21 protein-coding genes are annotated in these 18,295 nt (G+C 31.0%); 12 read left to right on the forward strand and 9 right to left on the reverse strand.

The window, feature by feature from the left end; genetic code table 11:
- The first annotated feature begins 73 nt into the window (after positions 1-73).
- Positions 74-541 carry a nuclear transport factor 2 family protein gene (locus tag MBM09_RS14370; RefSeq protein ID WP_238674411.1) on the forward strand — a complete coding sequence of 156 codons (468 nt, stop codon included), beginning with the start codon at positions 74-76 and terminating at the stop codon, positions 539-541.
- Between the two features lie 50 nt (positions 542-591).
- Here MBM09_RS14370 and MBM09_RS14375 read toward each other — a convergent pair whose 3' ends face one another.
- The 3 genes from MBM09_RS14375 to MBM09_RS14385 are packed head-to-tail and all read right to left on the reverse strand — an operon-like array spanning position 592 to position 2,311.
- Entirely contained in the window at positions 592-816 is a 225-nt protein-coding gene (locus MBM09_RS14375) for a VF530 family DNA-binding protein (protein ID WP_238674412.1), read from the reverse strand.
- Positions 797-1,021, reverse strand: coding sequence for a DUF6500 family protein (locus tag MBM09_RS14380; protein ID WP_238674413.1), 225 nt, complete (start codon positions 1,019-1,021; stop codon positions 797-799). Before MBM09_RS14380 ends, MBM09_RS14375 begins: the two co-directional genes overlap by 20 nt.
- 6 nt (positions 1,022-1,027) lie before the next feature.
- On the reverse strand, positions 1,028-2,311 hold the full coding sequence (locus tag MBM09_RS14385) for a DEAD/DEAH box helicase (protein ID WP_238674414.1): 1,284 nt from the start codon (positions 2,309-2,311) through the stop codon (positions 1,028-1,030).
- Between the two features lie 223 nt (positions 2,312-2,534).
- Between MBM09_RS14385 and MBM09_RS14390 the strand changes: the two genes are divergently transcribed.
- Together MBM09_RS14390 and MBM09_RS14395 are read left to right on the forward strand one after the other, a co-directional pair.
- Positions 2,535-4,826, forward strand: a complete 2,292-nt coding sequence (locus tag MBM09_RS14390) for a type IA DNA topoisomerase (RefSeq protein WP_238674415.1) — start codon at positions 2,535-2,537, stop codon at positions 4,824-4,826.
- Positions 4,819-5,406, forward strand: coding sequence for a pseudouridine synthase (locus MBM09_RS14395; RefSeq protein WP_370569694.1), 588 nt, complete (start codon positions 4,819-4,821; stop codon positions 5,404-5,406). Before MBM09_RS14390 ends, MBM09_RS14395 begins: the two co-directional genes overlap by 8 nt.
- Here MBM09_RS14395 and MBM09_RS14400 read toward each other — a convergent pair.
- From MBM09_RS14400 to MBM09_RS14410, 3 genes are all read right to left on the reverse strand, one after another.
- Positions 5,395-6,036, reverse strand: coding sequence for a hypothetical protein (locus MBM09_RS14400; RefSeq protein ID WP_238674416.1), 642 nt, complete (start codon positions 6,034-6,036; stop codon positions 5,395-5,397). The genes MBM09_RS14395 and MBM09_RS14400 overlap by 12 nt on opposite strands.
- A 4-nt stretch (positions 6,037-6,040) precedes the next feature.
- On the reverse strand, positions 6,041-6,535 hold the full coding sequence (locus MBM09_RS14405) for an RNA polymerase sigma factor (protein ID WP_238674417.1): 495 nt from the start codon (positions 6,533-6,535) through the stop codon (positions 6,041-6,043).
- Between the two features lie 67 nt (positions 6,536-6,602).
- A complete protein-coding gene (locus tag MBM09_RS14410) occupies positions 6,603-7,274 on the reverse strand; it encodes a lysoplasmalogenase (protein ID WP_370569695.1) in 672 nt (223 codons plus the stop codon).
- A 131-nt stretch (positions 7,275-7,405) separates the two neighbouring features.
- On the opposite strand from MBM09_RS14410, the gene MBM09_RS14415 reads away from it, so the two are divergent.
- The 8 genes from MBM09_RS14415 (at position 7,406) to MBM09_RS14450 (ending at position 14,782) form a co-directional block, all read left to right on the forward strand.
- Positions 7,406-9,559, forward strand: a complete 2,154-nt coding sequence (locus MBM09_RS14415) for a TonB-dependent receptor (RefSeq protein WP_238674418.1) — start codon at positions 7,406-7,408, stop codon at positions 9,557-9,559.
- A 167-nt stretch (positions 9,560-9,726) separates the two neighbouring features.
- A complete protein-coding gene (locus MBM09_RS14420; protein ID WP_238674419.1) occupies positions 9,727-10,203 on the forward strand; it encodes an Hsp20/alpha crystallin family protein in 477 nt (158 codons plus the stop codon).
- A 183-nt stretch (positions 10,204-10,386) separates the two neighbouring features.
- The gene (locus MBM09_RS14425; protein ID WP_238674420.1) at positions 10,387-11,112 is read left to right on the forward strand and encodes an energy transducer TonB; all 726 of its coding nucleotides are present in this window, start codon (positions 10,387-10,389) and stop codon (positions 11,110-11,112) included.
- A 194-nt stretch (positions 11,113-11,306) separates the two neighbouring features.
- Complete coding sequence (locus tag MBM09_RS14430; RefSeq protein ID WP_238674421.1) at positions 11,307-11,927, forward strand: M48 family metallopeptidase; 621 nt, start codon at positions 11,307-11,309, stop codon at positions 11,925-11,927.
- Between the two features lie 8 nt (positions 11,928-11,935).
- Positions 11,936-13,258: a 2TM domain-containing protein gene (locus MBM09_RS14435; RefSeq protein WP_238674422.1), complete on the forward strand. Its 1,323-nt coding sequence runs from the start codon at positions 11,936-11,938 to the stop codon at positions 13,256-13,258.
- 11 nt (positions 13,259-13,269) lie between these two features.
- Positions 13,270-13,575, forward strand: coding sequence for a 2TM domain-containing protein (locus MBM09_RS14440; protein ID WP_238674423.1), 306 nt, complete (start codon positions 13,270-13,272; stop codon positions 13,573-13,575).
- 4 nt (positions 13,576-13,579) lie between these two features.
- Positions 13,580-13,852, forward strand: coding sequence for a 2TM domain-containing protein (locus MBM09_RS14445; RefSeq protein WP_238674424.1), 273 nt, complete (start codon positions 13,580-13,582; stop codon positions 13,850-13,852).
- 174 nt (positions 13,853-14,026) lie between these two features.
- Entirely contained in the window at positions 14,027-14,782 is a 756-nt protein-coding gene (locus tag MBM09_RS14450; RefSeq protein WP_238674425.1) for a LytTR family DNA-binding domain-containing protein, read from the forward strand.
- Positions 14,783-14,819: 37 nt separating this feature from the next.
- Here the strand turns inward: MBM09_RS14450 and MBM09_RS14455 are convergent, their stop codons facing one another.
- The 3 genes from MBM09_RS14455 to MBM09_RS14465 all read right to left on the reverse strand — a co-directional run bounded on the left by MBM09_RS14455 (position 14,820) and on the right by MBM09_RS14465 (position 17,564).
- Entirely contained in the window at positions 14,820-15,992 is a 1,173-nt protein-coding gene (locus MBM09_RS14455) for an LETM1-related biofilm-associated protein (protein WP_238674426.1), read from the reverse strand.
- Positions 15,993-16,073: 81 nt separating this feature from the next.
- Positions 16,074-16,871 (reverse strand): 1-acyl-sn-glycerol-3-phosphate acyltransferase, encoded by a 798-nt coding sequence (locus MBM09_RS14460; RefSeq protein ID WP_238674427.1) that lies wholly within the window; start codon positions 16,869-16,871, stop codon positions 16,074-16,076.
- A gap of 51 nt (positions 16,872-16,922) precedes the next feature.
- Positions 16,923-17,564 carry a CoA pyrophosphatase gene (locus MBM09_RS14465; protein ID WP_238674428.1) on the reverse strand — a complete coding sequence of 214 codons (642 nt, stop codon included), beginning with the start codon at positions 17,562-17,564 and terminating at the stop codon, positions 16,923-16,925.
- A 4-nt stretch (positions 17,565-17,568) separates the two neighbouring features.
- Between MBM09_RS14465 and MBM09_RS14470 the strand changes: the two genes are divergently transcribed.
- Positions 17,569-18,273 carry a peptidylprolyl isomerase gene (locus tag MBM09_RS14470; RefSeq protein ID WP_238674429.1) on the forward strand — a complete coding sequence of 235 codons (705 nt, stop codon included), beginning with the start codon at positions 17,569-17,571 and terminating at the stop codon, positions 18,271-18,273.
- Positions 18,274-18,295: the final 22 nt, after the last annotated feature.

The raw sequence follows: 18,295 nt of genomic DNA on the forward strand, positions 1-18,295 counted from the left end.
GCTGAACTTGTTTCAGTATTAAAACGATTTCATATCAAGCTTTAGTTAAAATTTAAAACGACCGAAATCGAATATGAAAACAAATCTGAAAATATTAGTTTCCCTTTTCCTAATGCTTTCGGTGGCAAATCAAATTATTGCTCAGGACGCCACAAAAGCCCATAAGGATTCATTGGAAACAATTATTAAGAAATATTATGATTTAAACCTTAAAATATTTCAAGCAAATTCGACAATAGAAGATATCGACAAGGCCTTTGAACTTTTTACGAAGGACTTTACATACATTCATCCAAAATATGGCGGAATATACACAAGAGAGGATTTGTATAATGGATATGTCCGAAATCAAAAAAATGGAGGTTATGATGGAAAAGTCATGGATATTAAAATATTAAATAAAATTATAGGACTGAACGCTGTCGTTGTGCAAAAAAGTTTTGTGGAAAAAAAAGATGGTAAAATCAAAAATGAAGAACCAGAAATGACGCTTTTTGAATTTAGGGACGGAAAAATATCTCGAATCTTTGAATATTGGTAATGGCTAAAAAACTTCACCTAACAAGGTCTATAAAACATATCTCCAAGAAACTACTGCTTATTCTTCAGCATATTTAAATACATAGCCTCCACTTTAGCTCTTGCCCAAGGTGTTCGGCGTAAAAACTTTAAACTAGATTTTATAGAAGGATTATGTGTAAAACAACGAATATTTATCATCTCACCTAAATATTCCCAACCATAGTGCGCTTCCAAATCTGTAACGATTTGTTCCAGTTTAATACCATGTAACGGGTTATTTGGTTGAGATTCCATTTACCAAATTTTTTATTTTAACGGCTTTTTCAAAATGGTCTAACTTATGGGTCATAATCCACCATTTGGCTGATTCCATTAATAGTTCAGGGTTGTCATTTTTATTCGCAAAAAAAGCATAAAAAGAAACACCAACATGCTCACCTTTTGTGGCTATTTTTTTATTACAAACTTCAATAATTTTATCTTTTAAAATTTTTTGCATGCTTTTTTAATTACGTCTATCATTATTACGTTTTGGACGTCTCGATTTATTATTTCTATTGGAGTTTCTCTTAGAATTCCCAGAATTATTAGACTTGTTTCGAGGACTTCTATTTTGTCTTCCTTGACCTAGTTTAATTGGTACTGTTGAGGCGTTAGGATCTGGTTCAAAACCTTCAACAATTTCAACAGGAAGTTTCATTTCAATTAGCTTTTCAATATCACGCAAATAGGTGGTTTCATCTGCACTCACCAAAGATAAAGCTTCACCACTGGCTCCGGCTCTACCCGTTCTACCAATTCTATGTACATAATCTTCAGAAATATTAGGTAACTCAAAATTAACAACATGAGGTAATAATGGAATGTCTAATCCACGTGCAGCAATATCGGTAGCCACCAAAACACTCACACTTCCACTTTTAAAACCTGCCAAAGCTTTTGTTCTAGCTCCTTGGCTTTTATTTCCGTGTATGGCAGCAGCTTTAATTCCTGCTTTTTCCATTTTTTCACAAAGCTTGTTTGCTCCATGTTTTGTTCTTGTAAACACTAAAACTTGCTTCCAGTTACCATCAGAGATTAACTTAATGATTAAATTTGTTTTTAAGCCTTTGGCAACTCTATATACTTTTTGGTTAATGGCATCAACAGTTGTGTTTTCTGGAGTGGCTTCAACTTGTATAGGATGATTTAAAATACCATGCGCCAGTTTTTTTATATCTTTTGAAAACGTAGCCGAAAACATTAAGTTCTGACGCTTTTCTGGCATCGAGCTTATAATGCGTTCAATATCTCTTAAAAAACCCATATCTAGCATTCTATCAGCTTCATCTAAAACCAGTATTTCAACTCGTTTTAGCGATAATAGTCCTTGGTTTTGTAAATCTAATAAGCGCCCAGGAGTGGCTACTAAAATATCTACACCTTGTCTAATAGTGGCAACTTGTGGTTTTTGGTTTACACCTCCAAAAATAACAGCACTTCTTAAATTTAAAAACTCACTGTATTCTCTAACATTCGCATAAACTTGTGCAGCTAACTCACGAGTTGGTGTTAAAATTAAAGCACGAATAGGTCTAAATTTTTGTTTAGGATTTTCAGAAAGCAAATGCAAAAGAGGCAATGTGAAACCTGCGGTTTTTCCTGTTCCAGTTTGCGCAGATGCTAAAACATCTTTTCCTTCTAAAATTGAAGGAATTGCTTTTTGCTGTATAGGTGATGGTGTTGTGTATCCTTTTTTGCTAACTGCTTTTAGCAAGGCTTCAGATAAGCCTAGAGATTGAAATGACATATATAGTGTTTATGAAGACCCTTTATGGGTGTTTGAGATTATAAATCACTAATATGAATCAACCTCCTTCTTATTAAAGCGCAAAGGTACATCTAATTTTATCATTATGCTTTTAAATAACGTACTCTTTTAAAACATCTATAATAGTTAATAACTCCTGATAAATCGCTTTCAAAAAACACATCAAAATCCCTATTTTGCAAAACATTTTTAAAGTGAGTTAATGAAAGTTTGTATTGCTGAAAAGCCAAGTGTTGCCCGCGAAATTGCTGCTGTTTTAGGAGCAAACACAAAACGTGATGGTTATTATGAAGGTAATGGATACGCTGTAACTTATACTTTTGGGCATTTATGCACTTTAAAAGAACCTAACGACTACAAACCATATTGGAAAAGTTGGGATTTGAATAATCTTCCCATGTTGCCTGAAAAATTTGAAACTAAAGTGGTATCAAATTCCGGGATACAAAAGCAATTTAAAATTGTAAAAAGCTTATTTGATAAAGCTGAAATGATTATAAACTGCGGTGATGCAGGTCAAGAAGGAGAGCTTATACAACGTTGGGTTATGAATGAAGCCAACTATAAAGGTGAGGTAAAACGTTTATGGATTTCATCATTAACTACTGAAGCTATAAAAGAAGGTTTTGAAAATTTAAAACCATCCAAAGATTACGACAATTTATATTACGCAGGTTTTTCTAGAGCCATTGGCGATTGGTTACTAGGCATGAATGCTACTAGACTTTACACTGTAAAACACGGCGGTTATAAGCAAGTGTTGTCTGTTGGTCGTGTACAAACTCCAACTTTAGCCATGGTAGTTAATCGATTTAAAGAAATAGAGAACTTTAAACCACAACCTTACTGGGAACTACAAACGCTTTATAGAGACACACTTTTTAGTTATGAAGATGGTCGCTTTCTAAAAAAAGAAGATGGTGAAGCTTTAGCTAATAAAGTAAAAGAAAGTGATTTTGAAATTGAATCCATTACCAAAAAGAAAGGAAAAGAATACGCTCCTAAATTATTCGATTTAACAGGTTTGCAGGTGTATTGTAATACCAAGTTTGGATTTTCGGCAGATGAAACGTTGAAGATTGTTCAAGCTTTATACGAACGAAAAGTAGTGACTTACCCTAGAGTTGACACCACTTTTTTACCAAATGACATTTACCCTAAAGTTCCTGGAATTCTACAAAAATTAACAAATTATGCTAATTTAACGAAACCACTTTTAGGAAAGAAAATAAAAAAATCATCAAAAGTTTTTAACGATAAAAAAGTAACCGATCACCACGCTATCATTCCAACAGGAATTCAAACCAATTTACAATACAACCAACAACAAGTTTATGATATTATTGTAAAGCGATTTATTGCGGTATTTTATGATGATTGTACGGTCGCAAATACAACTGTTAATGGTAATGCTGATAAAGTTGTGTTTAAAACTACAGGAAAGGAAATTCTTGAAAAAGGTTGGCGAGTAGTTTTTGAGAGCTCCGACAAAAAAGAAAAAGAATCAGGTATTTTACCAACATTTGTAAAAGGTGAAAAAGGTCCACATGAACCATCGTTTTTAGAAAAAGAAACTAAACCACCCAACCAGTTTACTGAAGCGTCGTTATTACGTGCTATGGAAACTGCTGGCAAACAAGTTGACGATGAAGAACTACGCGATTTAATGAAAGAAAATGGCATTGGTAGACCTTCAACACGAGCCAATATTATAGAAACCCTTTTCAAAAGAAAATATATAAAACGTAATAAAAAGCAAGTTTTACCAACAGTCACGGGTATTCAGTTAATTGATACCATTCAAAATGATTTATTAAAATCTGCTGAATTAACTGGTTCTTGGGAAAAACAATTAAAAGACATAGAAAAAGGGGAGTTTAGTGCCAGCGCATTTATAAAAAACATGAAACGCATGGTTGATGCTTTGGTTTACGAAGTTCGCAGTGAAACCAAACGGGCCAACATCTCTCAGGAAATGGTAATAAAGAAAAGGGAGAAAAAGGCTGCTATTAAAAAACAAGCTGGAATTCTTTCTGAGGTTTGCCCAAAATGTAAAACAGGGCAGCTAATAAAAGGAAAAAAAGCGTATGGTTGTAGCACTTTTAAATCGGGATGTGATTTTGTATTACCTTTTAGTTTCAGTGGAAAAAAAATATCAGAAAAGCAATTTATAAGATTACTAAAAAAAGGTTCTACCGTAAATTTAAAAGGCTTTAAAACAAACGCTGGTACAATAGAAGGTTTGCTTCGTTTTGATGAAAACTTCAAATTAAAATTAGAACCCAAACACAATTCCGCGAAAGCGAAAACCAATGAATTAACATGTCCTAAATGTAAAAAAGGAACCGTTATAAAAGGCAAAACCGCCTATGGATGTAGCGCATACAAATCGGGGTGCGACTTTAAAGTTGATTTTGATATGGTTAGAGCTAAAATGAATGGACACAAACCCACAAAGGAACTTGTACTTAAAATTTTAACTGAAAGTGTCTGAAAATAAACATAGTCATTTTATAATTTATAAACCATACGGGGTTCTAAGTCAGTTTACAAGTAATGCAAGTAAACAACAATCGAAAAAGTTCTTAGGCGATTTATATGATTTTCCTGATGGAATTATGGCAATAGGTAGATTAGATGAAAAATCGGAAGGTTTATTATTGCTTACTACGGATGGTAAGATGAGTGATTTTGTAAATAGTAAAAAAGTTGAAAAAGAGTACTATGCACAAGTTGATGGAGACATTTCTGATGAAGCCATTAATCAATTAAAAACCGGTGTTGACATTGGTTTTGATGGTAAAAAATATAGAACTAAACCTTGTAAAGCCTTTAAATTAGAATCGATACCCGATTTACCTACACGATCTAAAAAAATACGTGATGACAGACACGGACCAACATCTTGGGTATCTATAACTTTAAATGAAGGTAAGTTTAGGCAAGTACGTAAAATGACTTCGGCGGTTGGGTTTCCAACTTTAAGATTAGTACGTGTAAGAGTTGCATCAATTCATTTAAATAAAATGCAAATTGGTGATGTTATTGAAGTTAATAAATTTTTAAGTTTCTAGCTTTTTAAGTTCTTTATAATTTCTATTTAAGCGTTTAAGCAAAATACCATAAACCAACCAGTAAAATAATAATAACACACCAACAGCCACAGCTAACAAAATAAATGTAGCTATAATAATTGAAGCATAAAATTTAAAAGCTTCTCCGTTTGCTGCTGCTTGTTGTACTTGACCTATGACTTGCTGGTCTCTGTCAAACTCTAAAAACAGAACTACTACTGTTGAAACTACTAAATATATTAAATTAAAAGCAACATACTGTTTAACGGTTCTTCGAGTCTTAAGAATGTTTTCCATTAACACTTTTGCATTATCTGTTGCTGAAATTGTTTTATAATTTTTAAAGAATAAATAGAAAAAATAGGCAAGTATTATATATCCTAAAATCATTAATGGCACAAAAAACGCATCTGCATCAAATTGTTCGAAACGTTTCATGCTTTCGGTGTCTTTTAGTAAAAATGATATGGCTAACCAAAAGACAAGCTCTAATAAACTTATAATAAATATCCATTTTACAATAGATGATGATTTCTTCAAAATCATATTATAAATTTCGTTGTATGTAAGTTTAGGAAAGTTATCACTTTCCTTCTTCCAATCTTTTTTTAATAAATCTAATTCATCCATAGCTCTACGGATTTAAAATGGTTCTAAGTTTTGTTTTAATTCTATTCATTTTCACTCGTGCATTAACTTCACTTATACCAAGTGTTTCACTAATCTCTCTATAATCTTTATCTTCTAAGTATAAAAAAACAAGAGCCTTTTCTATATCGTTTAGTTGGTGTACTGCTTTGTAAAGAACTTTTAATTGCTGCTCTTCGGTATCATCATAATCTTCAGCTTTTATCTTAAACTCAACACCTTCAAAATTTTGGGTAGAAACACGTCGTTTAGATTTTCTGTAAAGTGTAATAGCGGTATTTAACCCAACACGATACATCCAAGTACTAAACTTAGAATCTCCTCTAAATTTTGGATAGGCACGCCACAGCTGAATAGTTATTTCCTGAAATAAATCATTATGCGCATCACTATTATTGGTGTACAAACGACAAACTTTGTGCACAATATTTTGATGCTTTTCAAGCAATTCTACAAAACTATGTTCTAGTTCTTTATTCAATTTGATGGTTTAGTTACTCAGTAAGTAGTTTAAAAGATTAAATTGTTACACTATTATATATTTTATTTTAAGGCTGTTGTTTTTTAATTCCCAAAACTATAAATAATTGTGCCAAAGCATAAGTAAGCATAATACTAACACCTTCAAATGGCAATGGTTTATAAAACTTGTTTAATGCTAAAATACTATCTGAAATCACAAAAAAAAGAGCACCTACAAATACTAAATAATAACTTATTTTGGGTACGCTTTCTTTTCGTAAAAAAGCAGTTAAAATCATAGATAATATTACTGCCATATAGACAATAACGGGAATTAATAAATCTCCTAGCCCATTTTTTAAAAAGTAAAACATTATTGAGGCATAGATTAATAACAGTAAAACAAAAACACTTGTGTGTTTTGTTGGCTTTTTCTTCTTTAAGAACACTAAAATATACATAACATGAGCTGTTAAAAAAGAAATTAATCCACCAATAAAAAAGTTTTCAGATTTATTGTCGAACATTAATAGTATATCACCTAGCAATGAGAAAAGTAATGCCAAAAAAGTTAGCCATTTTGTTTTTGTTTCCAAGTTTTGGCATTGTGATAAATAAAAAACAATTAGCGCTATTAAAATTGCTGGCTTAGTAAAATAGTGCAGCATTGTTAAGCTATTAGTGTTAGCAAAAATTAATTCTGCTAAAACTATTATTAAGAAAATAACAGAAAATTTTTTTTCGGTTTTAGTTAGCATCAAGTTTAGTTTTCATCAAATATATTCAATTCATCATATAAAAATTACAATTCGGTTATTATTAATTTCTAAATAGTTGGTTGTGTTTCAATTTTGTATCATCAAAAAAACGAACAGTAAAAATCAATCAAATGAAAAATTTATTAACCATCCTTATTGTATTAATTTCAATTCAATTACAAGCACAATCAACTGTAAATGGAACAGTTTTTAATACCAAAAATGAGCCTATTACAGGAGCAAACATCTATTTAGAAGGTACTTATGATGGAAGCACAACAGATGAAAACGGTGTTTTCTCATTTACAACGTCAGAATCTGGTAGTGTAACCTTAATAGTTTCATATTTATCTTATGAAACGTTTACCATGCTAGGCGATGTATCATACATGAAAGACCTTACCATCAAACTTCGTGAGGATGTTAATACATTAGATGCTGTAGTACTTTCGGCGGGCACATTTCAAGCAGGAGACAACAGTAAAGTAAATGTTTTAAAACCACTTGATGTTGTTACAACCGCCAGTGCATTAGGCGATTTTGTTGGCGCATTACAAACTTTACCAGGAACCACGACTGTTGCAGAAGATGGACGTTTATTTGTGAGAGGTGGTGATGCTGAAGAAACTCAAATTTTTATTGACGGTATTCGAGTATTTACACCGTATTCACCAACAACTAATAATGCCCCAACTCGTGGACGCTATTCTCCATTTTTATTTGATGGCATTACCTTTTCAACTGGCGGGTATTCTGCTGAGTATGGACAAGCTTTATCCAGTGTTTTGTTGCTTAATACTATTGACGAACCAGACCAAGAGAAAACCGATATTGGTATTATGAGTTTGGGAGCTACGTTAGGGAATACTCAAAAATGGAGTAAAAGTTCTATTAGTGTAAATGCTTCTTATATTAATCTAGCACCTTACAATGCTATTTTTAAAGGTAGAAATGATTGGAAAAAACCTTTTGAAACCGTTTCTGGTGAAACCGTTTTTAGAAAGAAAACAAATTCTGGATTAATTAAACTTTATGGTGCTTTTGATGCTACTAATTTTGAACTTACTCAAGAAGATATTAATTATGAAGAAGGTGTGCATTTTAAATTAAACAATAGTAACTTATATTTTAATGGCTCATACCAAGGTATTTTAAACGATAATTGGTCTATGCAAAGTGGATTTAGTTATACACACGCTAAAAATGATTTAGGTATAATGGATTCCAATATTATAGGGACAGAAAATTCCATTCATACCAAACTGAAATTTAAAAATCGAATTAGCAACCGTTTAAAACTTTATTTTGGTGCGGAATATTTTGCAACCGATTTTGACGAAAATTATGACGATGAAACCATTGAAAACACCAAGTATGGTTATAATGATAATATTGCTGCAGCTTTTGCAGAAGCCGATATTTTCATATCAAAAAATTTAGCATTTAAATCTGGATTACGAGGCGAGTACAGTGAATTGTTTAAAGATTTTACATTGTCACCAAGATTGTCATTAGCTTATAAAACAACAGATAAAAGTCAGTTGTCATTGGCATATGGGAAATTTTACCAGAACCCAAACAGTAATATTTTAAAATTTAATCAAGATTTAAAATCACAAAACACATCACATTATATCTTGAATTATCAAATCAATGCAGATAGAAAAATTTTTAGAGCAGAAGCTTACTATAAAGAATATGACAACTTAGTAAAATACGATTCAGAATTCGCAGATTTTGATAGCAATTATAATAGTAATGGTTCTGGTTTCGCGAAGGGTATTGATTTATTTTGGAGAGATAGTAAAACCATCAAGAATTTTGATTATTGGGTAAGTTACTCACTTTTAGACACCAAAAGAGATTATAAAAACTACCCAACTAAAGCACAACCTAATTTTGCAAACACACACAACTTATCTGTTGTTGGTAAATATTGGATTAACGATTGGCGCAGTCAAGTTGGAATTAGTTACAGCTTTGCTTCAGGGAGAACTTATACAAACCCTAATGAATCTGGTTTTTTAAATCAAAAAACAAAAGCTTTTAATAGTTTAAGTTTAAACTGGGCGTATTTAATAAGTCCGCAAAAAATACTTTATGCTTCGGTAAACAATGTTTTAGGTTTTAAAAATATTAATGGCTATCAATATGCTAATTCACCTGATGTAAATGGAAATTTTAACCGACGTGCCTTATTACCTGCTACAGATCAGTTCTTTTTTGTAGGCTTCTTTTGGACAATTAGCGAGGATAAAAAGAGTAATCAATTGGATAATTTGTAGAGTAATTATATATCGAAAAGCCATTCGAAAATGAAAAAATGTCAGAAATCTGTTAAAAAAATTTTAAAGAAAAAGACATTTTTTCGTTTTGTATGGGATGGTATTCTTTTTGCTAATAATTGACTGTATTTAAATATAATAAATGTTTAACTTAAAATTTTTTAACAATGAGCAATTTAGCAACATTACCGAAAAATGGAAGTTTAGCAACTAAAAATACAGTATCAAACTTCCCATCATTATCAACTTGGTTTGACGATTTTTCTTTTAGTGATTTTCCATCGCTTTTTTCTTCAAATTTTAACACAGGTATTTCATTACCAAAAGTAAATATTAAAGAATTAGCAGATGCATATGTGGTAGAAATGGCTGTTCCAGGATTAAAAAAGACTGATTTCAACATTAATTTAGAGAACACTATTTTATCTATATCTGCAGAGTTAAAAGAAGAGCATGAAGATAATGACGAAGGTTACACACGAAGAGAATTTGGTTATTCTTCTTTTAAAAGAACATTTACTTTACCTGAAAGTGTTGATGATAGTAAGATAAATGCAAAATATAACGAAGGTATTTTACATGTTCATCTTCCTAAAAAAGAAGAAGCGAAGAAAAAACCAGCTAGAACTATCAATATTTCATAATTATTGAATTAGTTTAATTGAATTCCACAAAATTTTGAAAGAGAAGCTGCCTTATAAGGTGGCTTCTCTTTTATAAATCAATATTAAAAAACACCTATATTTTGATTTTTTTAAGAATATGACAATTATCATAATTAATTACTGATAATTCTAATAATTTTATGGTATTAAATCTTAAATGTCATGAAAGCTAAAAAGAATCCAGAATTAGAAATTGGCAGAAATAGCAATATATATTTTGCTATTGGTCTCAATTTAATGTTGCTCTTATCTTGGCGAGTTTTAGAATATAAAACATATGAAAAAGACGATCTTGCCTTGGAAATATTAGATATAGAAAGTGAATTTGAAGAAGAAATTCCTGTAATTAATGTTAACACACCTCCACCTCCACCTCCTCCTGTTGCGGTTCAAGAAACAATACAAATTGTTGAAGATGTCGAAGAAGTAGAAGAAACTATTATTGAAAGTACCGAATCCGGACAAGAAGATGCTATTGTAGAAGTTGTAGATGTAAGCGATATTGAGGTTGAAGATGTTGATGAAGATGTAGAAGTTGCTTTTGCAGTTATTGAAGATGTACCTATTTTTCCAGGTTGTGAAGGGTTAAGTAAAAGCAAAACTAAAGATTGTTTTCAACAAAAGATTCAAGATCATGTAAAGAAAAACTTTACCTATCCACAAACAGCCTTAGATATGGGAATGCAAGGACGAGTTTCTGTAGTATTTGTAATAGACTCTAAAGGTGTTACTACAGGTATTAGATCTAGAGGTCCAGATAGAATTTTAGAAAAAGAAGCTGAACGTATTATAAGTTTATTACCGAAAATGAAACCCGGAAAACAGCGTGGTAAGCCTGTAAAAGTGGCGTATGCTGTACCTATATTCTTCAAGTTTCAATCTGGTTGATTAGGTTAAAAATGGTTTTATATCAATGTGAAGAAAGGCAGTTTATAATTTTATAAACTGCCTTTTAACTTTTAAACCTTATTAGGTTTAACATTTCATCTTAAAAAAACAACAATTCGGTAAGTCTGTTTTTTAAAAATTACACTTGTGCCAGATATTTGTTTCATAATTAAAAAAATCAAATAACGAACATTATGAAACATTTAATCATTATCGCAACAGTATTAGTGTCTGGGTTTATTAACGCACAAACTAATTATGAAAAAGGTATGCACAAAGCCTTTGAATTATGGGGAAGCAATAACCCAACCGAAGCATCAAACTTATTTGAACGTATTGCCGCTGCAGAGCCAGATAATTGGCTGCCACCTTATTATGCAGCTCAGGTTAATATTGTACATAGTTTTGGTGAAAAAGACGAGGAGAAACTAACCGCACAGCTAAAAAAAGCACAAGACTTAATTAATGATGCCACAGCAATTTCAAAAAACAATCCAGAAATATTAGTGCTTCAAGCATTATTACACACGGCTTGGGTAGCTTATGATGGTGCTACATATGGTATGACCTTGTCTGGAAAAGTAGTAGAATTATATACAAAAGCGACTCAAATAGCACCAGAAAATCCTAGAGTAGTATTTTGTAAAGCTGAATGGGATATGGGTGGTGCTCGCTATTTCGGACAGGATACCACACCATTTTGTAAAGATATAGAACGCGCCATTGAACTTTTTGCTAACTTTAAACCAGAAACGCCTTTTCATCCAAATTGGGGTAAAGACCGTGCAGAACAAGTTTTAGCAACCTGTAAATAAAAATTGTAATGAATAAATTGACTAAAAATATATTAATCACTTTTTTTATAGGAATAGTAATATTCTTAATGGACAATGGAGCTAGAGGAGGTTTTAGTTATAAAAGCATTAATGAATTATTAGTCAATTTTGGAGTTTACCAGTTGTATTCTTTTGTTATTGGGTTATCAAACATGTATTTTTTTGAGTATTTAAACAAAAGAAACTGGAAAGAAGGTGATGGCATAAAAAGAATTTTAATAGGATTTACAGGGGCAGTTGTTATAACTATTGGATGTCTATTTTTCTTAAATATGTTTGTTGATATATATTTAGAAGGAGAAACATTATCAGAATTTTTAAAAGAAGAAACTTTTAGTAGATATAAGTTTAGTTTATGGATAACTCTTACTGTTGTTGCTGCTTTTCATGTATTTTATTTCTACAAGAAATCGCAAGAAAGGAAAGTAAAAGAATCTCAAATCGTTGCAAAAACCGAAACAGCAAAATTTGAATCTTTAAAAAATCAGTTAGACCCTCATTTCCTATTTAATAGTTTAAATGTTTTAACATCTTTAATTGGTGAAAATCCAAATCAAGCAGAAAAATTCACAACCAAACTATCAAAAGTATACAGGTATGTTCTAGAACAAAAAGATAAAGATTTAATTCCGTTAGAAGAAGAATTAAAATTTGCAAAATCCTACATGGAGCTTCTCAAAATGAGATTTGAAGACGGTATAAATTTCAGTATACCAGAAAACGTATCAAATTCAGAATTAAAAATAGTGCCATTATCTCTACAATTACTACTTGAAAACGCAGTAAAGCATAACGTAATTACATCCAATAATCCTCTAGAGATTAACATTTATGAGAAAAACGGATGCTTGGTAGTAGAAAACAATATTAACCCAAAATCATCACTTGAGAAAAGCACCAAAGTAGGTTTAAAAAACATAAATCAACGTTATAGTTTAATTACTAAAAACAAGGTTGAAATAGAAAATAATAACAAAGTTTTTAAGGTAAAACTACCTTTATTAACACAAGAAATTAAAATCATGAAAACAGATTATTTAAGTAACGACAGTCAAAAATATATGAGAGCAAAAAAACGTGTAGACGATTTAAAAGGTTTCTACGGGAACCTAGCTTCATATTGCGTAGTAATTCCATTTTTAATATTTATAAATTATAAAACCCATTGGGACTTTAAATGGTTTTGGTTTCCGCTTTTTGGTTGGGGATTAGGGCTTGCAGTTCATGCCTTTACGCTCTTTGGCTATGGACAAGATTGGGAAGAACGTAAAATTAGAGAGTACATGGAAAAAGAAAACCGTAAATTTTAAACTCTTAAGTCATGCAAAATCAATTTCAAGAAGAAGAGCGCTATCTACGTGCTCAAAAAAGAGTAAAAGAAATAAAAGGTTTTTATAACCATTTATTTTGGTATGTAGTCATTAATATCATCATAGTTTTAATAGTTGTGGCAACATACGACTGGGATTTTGGGCAAATATTTAATTTTAATGCCTATTCAACAGCATTATTTTGGGGAATTGGTATTTTATTTCATGCTATTGGCGTTTTTGGTAAAGGCTTTGTTTTCTCAAAAAAATGGGAAGAGCGCAAGATTAAAGAATACATGGATAAAGATAAATTTTAACATCATGAAAAATTTACAGGAAGAAGACCGTTATTTACGAGCAAAAAAAAGAGTTACAGAGCTCAAAGCGCTATATATACATATTTTAATTTCAGTAATATTAATACCGTTTTTAATTCTCGTAAACTATTTAACCTATTGGGATTTTAAATGGTTTTGGTTTCCTATGGGAGGCATTTTAGTGAGCATAATTATTCATGCCATAACAGTTTTTAAAACAGGATCAGATTGGGAAGATCGGAAAATAAGAGAATTAATGGATAAAGATAATTTTTAGGGCGTTACGCTGAAAAAACAGCGTCGCGCTTTACACTATATCTTTTTAAATGTCATTGCGAGGAACAAAGTGACGTGGCAATCTGCTTAATTTTAGTTCCAATAATATTAATTGCTAATATGTTTAAAAAGGATGCCGTTTCAATCCCTAACGCAAACAAAAAATAAATAAAAAATGAACATCATAATAATAGAAGACGAAAAACCATCAGCACGACGTTTACAACGTATGCTAGAAAGTCTAGGCTTAAAAACAGAAACCATGCTACATTCAGTTGAAGAATCTATAAATTGGTTTCAAAATAACGAGCATCCAGATTTAATTTTTCTAGACATACAGTTAAGTGATGGTTTATCATTTGAGATTTTTGAAGCCATCAAAATAAAATCTGCTATTATTTTTACCACAGCTTACGATGAGTATGCACTACAAGCTTTTAAACTAAATAGTATAGATTATTTACTAAAACCAATAGATGAAGACGAATTACAAAAAGCTGTAAATCAATACAAAGAACAAACTCCAGCACAAAAAGCTGTAACTTTAGATTTTGATGACATAAAAAAGTTACTAGTAAACCCCATAGACCGAGAGTACAAAAAACGCTTTTCAGTAAAAGTAGGTCAACATTTAAAGCTTATAAACATTGATGATATTGAATGTTTTTACAGTGAAAACAAAGGCACTTACTTACACACCACAGAAGGCAGAAATTATCTTTTAGACACCACGCTGGAGCATTTAGAAGACGAGCTAGAACCGCATACATTTTTCCGTATAAACCGTAAGTTTTTTGTAAATATAAATGCTATAAAAGATATGGTAAGTTATACCAATTCACGTTTACAAATAAAACTAAAGTCGTATAGCGATCAAGATGTTATAGTAGCCCGAGAACGTGTAAAAGATTTTAAAAGCTGGTTAGAGTAATCTAATTAATTTTGAAAACTTTTTAAATAGCTTACAACTACTCTTCTATCCTATTTTCATCAAACGAAGAAGGTAATAATTTAGGTATAAATTTAACTACTAAAGGTAATAGTAAAGCTCCACCTGGTAACATAAATATTGCCAAACTGGGTATAGACTTAAAAATATCCAATAATTGTTCCTGTACTTTTTTCTGTTCTGCTTTGCTCAACTCTCGTACTGTAGATTGAGTAAGTAGCATCATAAGCTCTTTACTGTCTTTTAACTCATTATATAAACGTTTACTGTTTCTAGAAATAAGCTTATTAACCATTTTACTGGAGTTATTGTAAAAACTCTGAACAATATTTTTGGAACTTAAGAGCGCAATATTATCCTTATTTGTTGTGTAAAAGAGATTTACCGCTTTAATAGATTGGTCTATTCTAATTGCTCGTAATTTTAAATCTTTCCCTAATTTTTTTAAAAACTTTTGTTCATTCAAATCAATCATCTGGTCACTCCAAGTTGCCATACAAGCCAAATCGAGTATGTAATACTTTTCCAAATCAGTTTTAATATGTTTTATGGCTATTTTGTAATCCATATTTATATCTTCATCATATCGTAATGAAGATTCAAATAACTTAATTAAACTTTCGTCATATTGATTTTTTTTTGCCTTAGAGTTTAAAACATCTAATGAGATGGAAGCTATTGAACCTTCCATAGCTTTTAGGTAATCTATAGAAATTGAATGTTGTTCTAAATATTTTTTGTAGGCTAGAACATCAACAAATAAAAGCGCATTTATTATAAAGTAATTAAAACTTTTGGTAACGATATTATCATCTATTTGAATACGTTTATGAAAAATTTTTTCTAAATGCTCTGATGATTTTACGCCTCCTAGTAGTTCGTCTAGAAAAGATATTTGAGTTTCATTAATACTTTCATAAAAGTTTATTACGGTATCTATAAAAGGTATTTCTGATGCAGATTTAGAATGTATATATAAAAAAGAAAGACATAAGTTTATTTTACTAAGCTCTTCTTCTGTTAAATCTTTCTTCTCTACAACTTCTTCAAGAACTTTAAGGTTACTTCCGTATATAAATCCACAGTTTCTTAATGCATCATAAAAAACTTCTTCTTCATACTTAAAAAAAGGATGATTTTTATCAACCTTATTAAGCAATTTTTTAATCCAACCAGATGCTGAAGGGTTCATTATATTTACATCATGTATTTACTATATAAAAGTAATGCTTTTAGTGTTTAACTTGCTAATATTTTTTTTAACAAAATTAAATTACCACTTACGCAGCTTGTTTAATTCTTCTAACACTTCTAATTCTTCTTGTGGAATTACTTTTAAAAATGAAGGATGTTGTTCTATAGCGTATTCTATTTTTTTTACGATATCTTCTGTAGTTTCATTATCGTAGTCTATCTCTAAAGGTGCTTTAATTTCCATAGACTGAAGAATATTTTTCTTTTTTATACGCAAGCCTTTTTTATCAAAAGAGCGACGAAAACCATCAATAACAATAGGTACAACAATGGGTTTATAACGTTTAATAATATGTGCTGTTCCTTTTCTAATAGGTTTAAAAGGTGTTGTGGTTCCTTGCGGAAAAGTAATAACCCAACCATCATCAAGAGCTTTTCCTATATTAGAAATATCACTCATTCTTACTTGCCTATTCACATCTTTCCCTTCTGCTCTCCATGTTCTCTCTATACTAACAGATCCCACATAAGCCAATATTTTTGGTAACAAACCAGCTTTCATGGTTTCTTTTGCTGCTACATAGTAAATATTAAGTTTAGGATTCCATAGATAACCAACATTTTTAATAGAATCTACTCTACCGCTTAAACTGGCATTGAATACATGAAACATAGATACTACATCAGCAAAATAGGTTTGGTGGTTTGAGATAAAAAGCACATTAGTATCTGGTAAGTCTTTTATAATTTCAGAGCCCTCAATTTGCAATTCGTTAAAGCCTCTAAAACGCCTATGCGTTAAGACACCCAATATTCTTATGAGCCATTTTTTAATAAATAATATATGTCCGAATGGATTTTTTTTAAACAATCCCATAAATCACACTTCAAATTTGGTTAGATGCTACAAATGTAATAAATCTGTGCACTACACAAGTTGTTTTAACAGGTCTTTAATTTCGCTTAACATCATAGCGGTTGCACCCCAAACTATATGTCCGTTTAAATTAAATGCAGGCACCTCAACCTCAACACTATAAGATGTTGATACTTTTTTAGTTATAAGCGTTTCTTCATCTAAAAAATGATCTAAAGCAATTTCTAAAATATCTTCTACCTCTTCTTCTTGTTTAATAAATTGTGGTGTTTTATTAGTAAACCCTATAAAAGGTTGTACGTAAAAATTACTTGGTGGTATATATACCTGAGATAATGTTTTAACAATTTTTATATGATGAGTTGGCACACCAACCTCTTCATAAGTTTCTCTTATTGCTGTAAATTCTAATGAAACATCCTCTTCCTCTAGTTTACCTCCAGGAAAACCTACTTGGGCAGAATGCACACCCTTGTATGTTTTTCTTAATATTAAAACAAAATTTGTTTTTTGATTTACATCAGGATAAAACAACGCTAATACTCCAGCATGTTTTGCCTCTTTAATAGCTTCTTCTTGCTGTTTTAAAAGTTCCCTACGAAATGGAGGCACCATTTTAAAATGAGAATCTTCGGCTGGAAGCTGTATATTTTTTATTTTTGATAACGATTTTATAAACTCATCAAATTTCATTGGTATGCGCCTTATAGTACTTTTATCTCTTTTCTTTCTATTAACGAATTGTGAAGATAAAAAAACTAAACAAAAAACTATACCTGAATCAGAAACGAAAGAAATTCCCAAAAAAGAAATCACTAAACCTGTTGAAGAAAAAGAAGAAAGAAGATACCCTAAACTTAATTCTAAAAGCGCCATGGAATTTTTCTTAGAGTATGACAAAAAGCACAAAGAAAATAAAGTACGCATAACCACAGATTTTGGAACTATAGATATTTTACTCTTTAACGAAACCAAATTCCATCGCTCTAACTTTATCTTTTTAACTAAGCAAAAGTATTTTAATGGTACCCAGTTTTATAGAGTAATTGATAATTTTATGGTTCAAGCAGGTAATAGCGATGATAAAAAAACTGCTAGAAAACGCGCAAAAATTGGAAAATACTTATTACCACCAGATACCAAACGTGGTTTTAAACATGATAGAGGTGTAATTTCTATGCCTAGTAGTGAAATTAATAATCCGCATAAACTAGCATCGCCTTACGAGTTTTTTATTGTGCAACAGCAAGGTGGTGCTCATTTTTTAGATGGTGATTATACCATTTTTGGTCGCGTTATTCGTGGTATGGATGTTATTGATAAAATTGCAGCTGTAGAAACCGATGACGGCGATTGGCCTATGAGGAATATCTACATTAGAAATGTAGAGATTATTGATTAGAAATTTTGGTTCGCTTTTAGAT

The sequence above is a fragment of the Flaviramulus sp. BrNp1-15 genome (assembly GCF_022259695.1).
In the GTDB taxonomy this organism is placed as follows: Bacteria; Bacteroidota; Bacteroidia; order Flavobacteriales; family Flavobacteriaceae; genus BrNp1-15.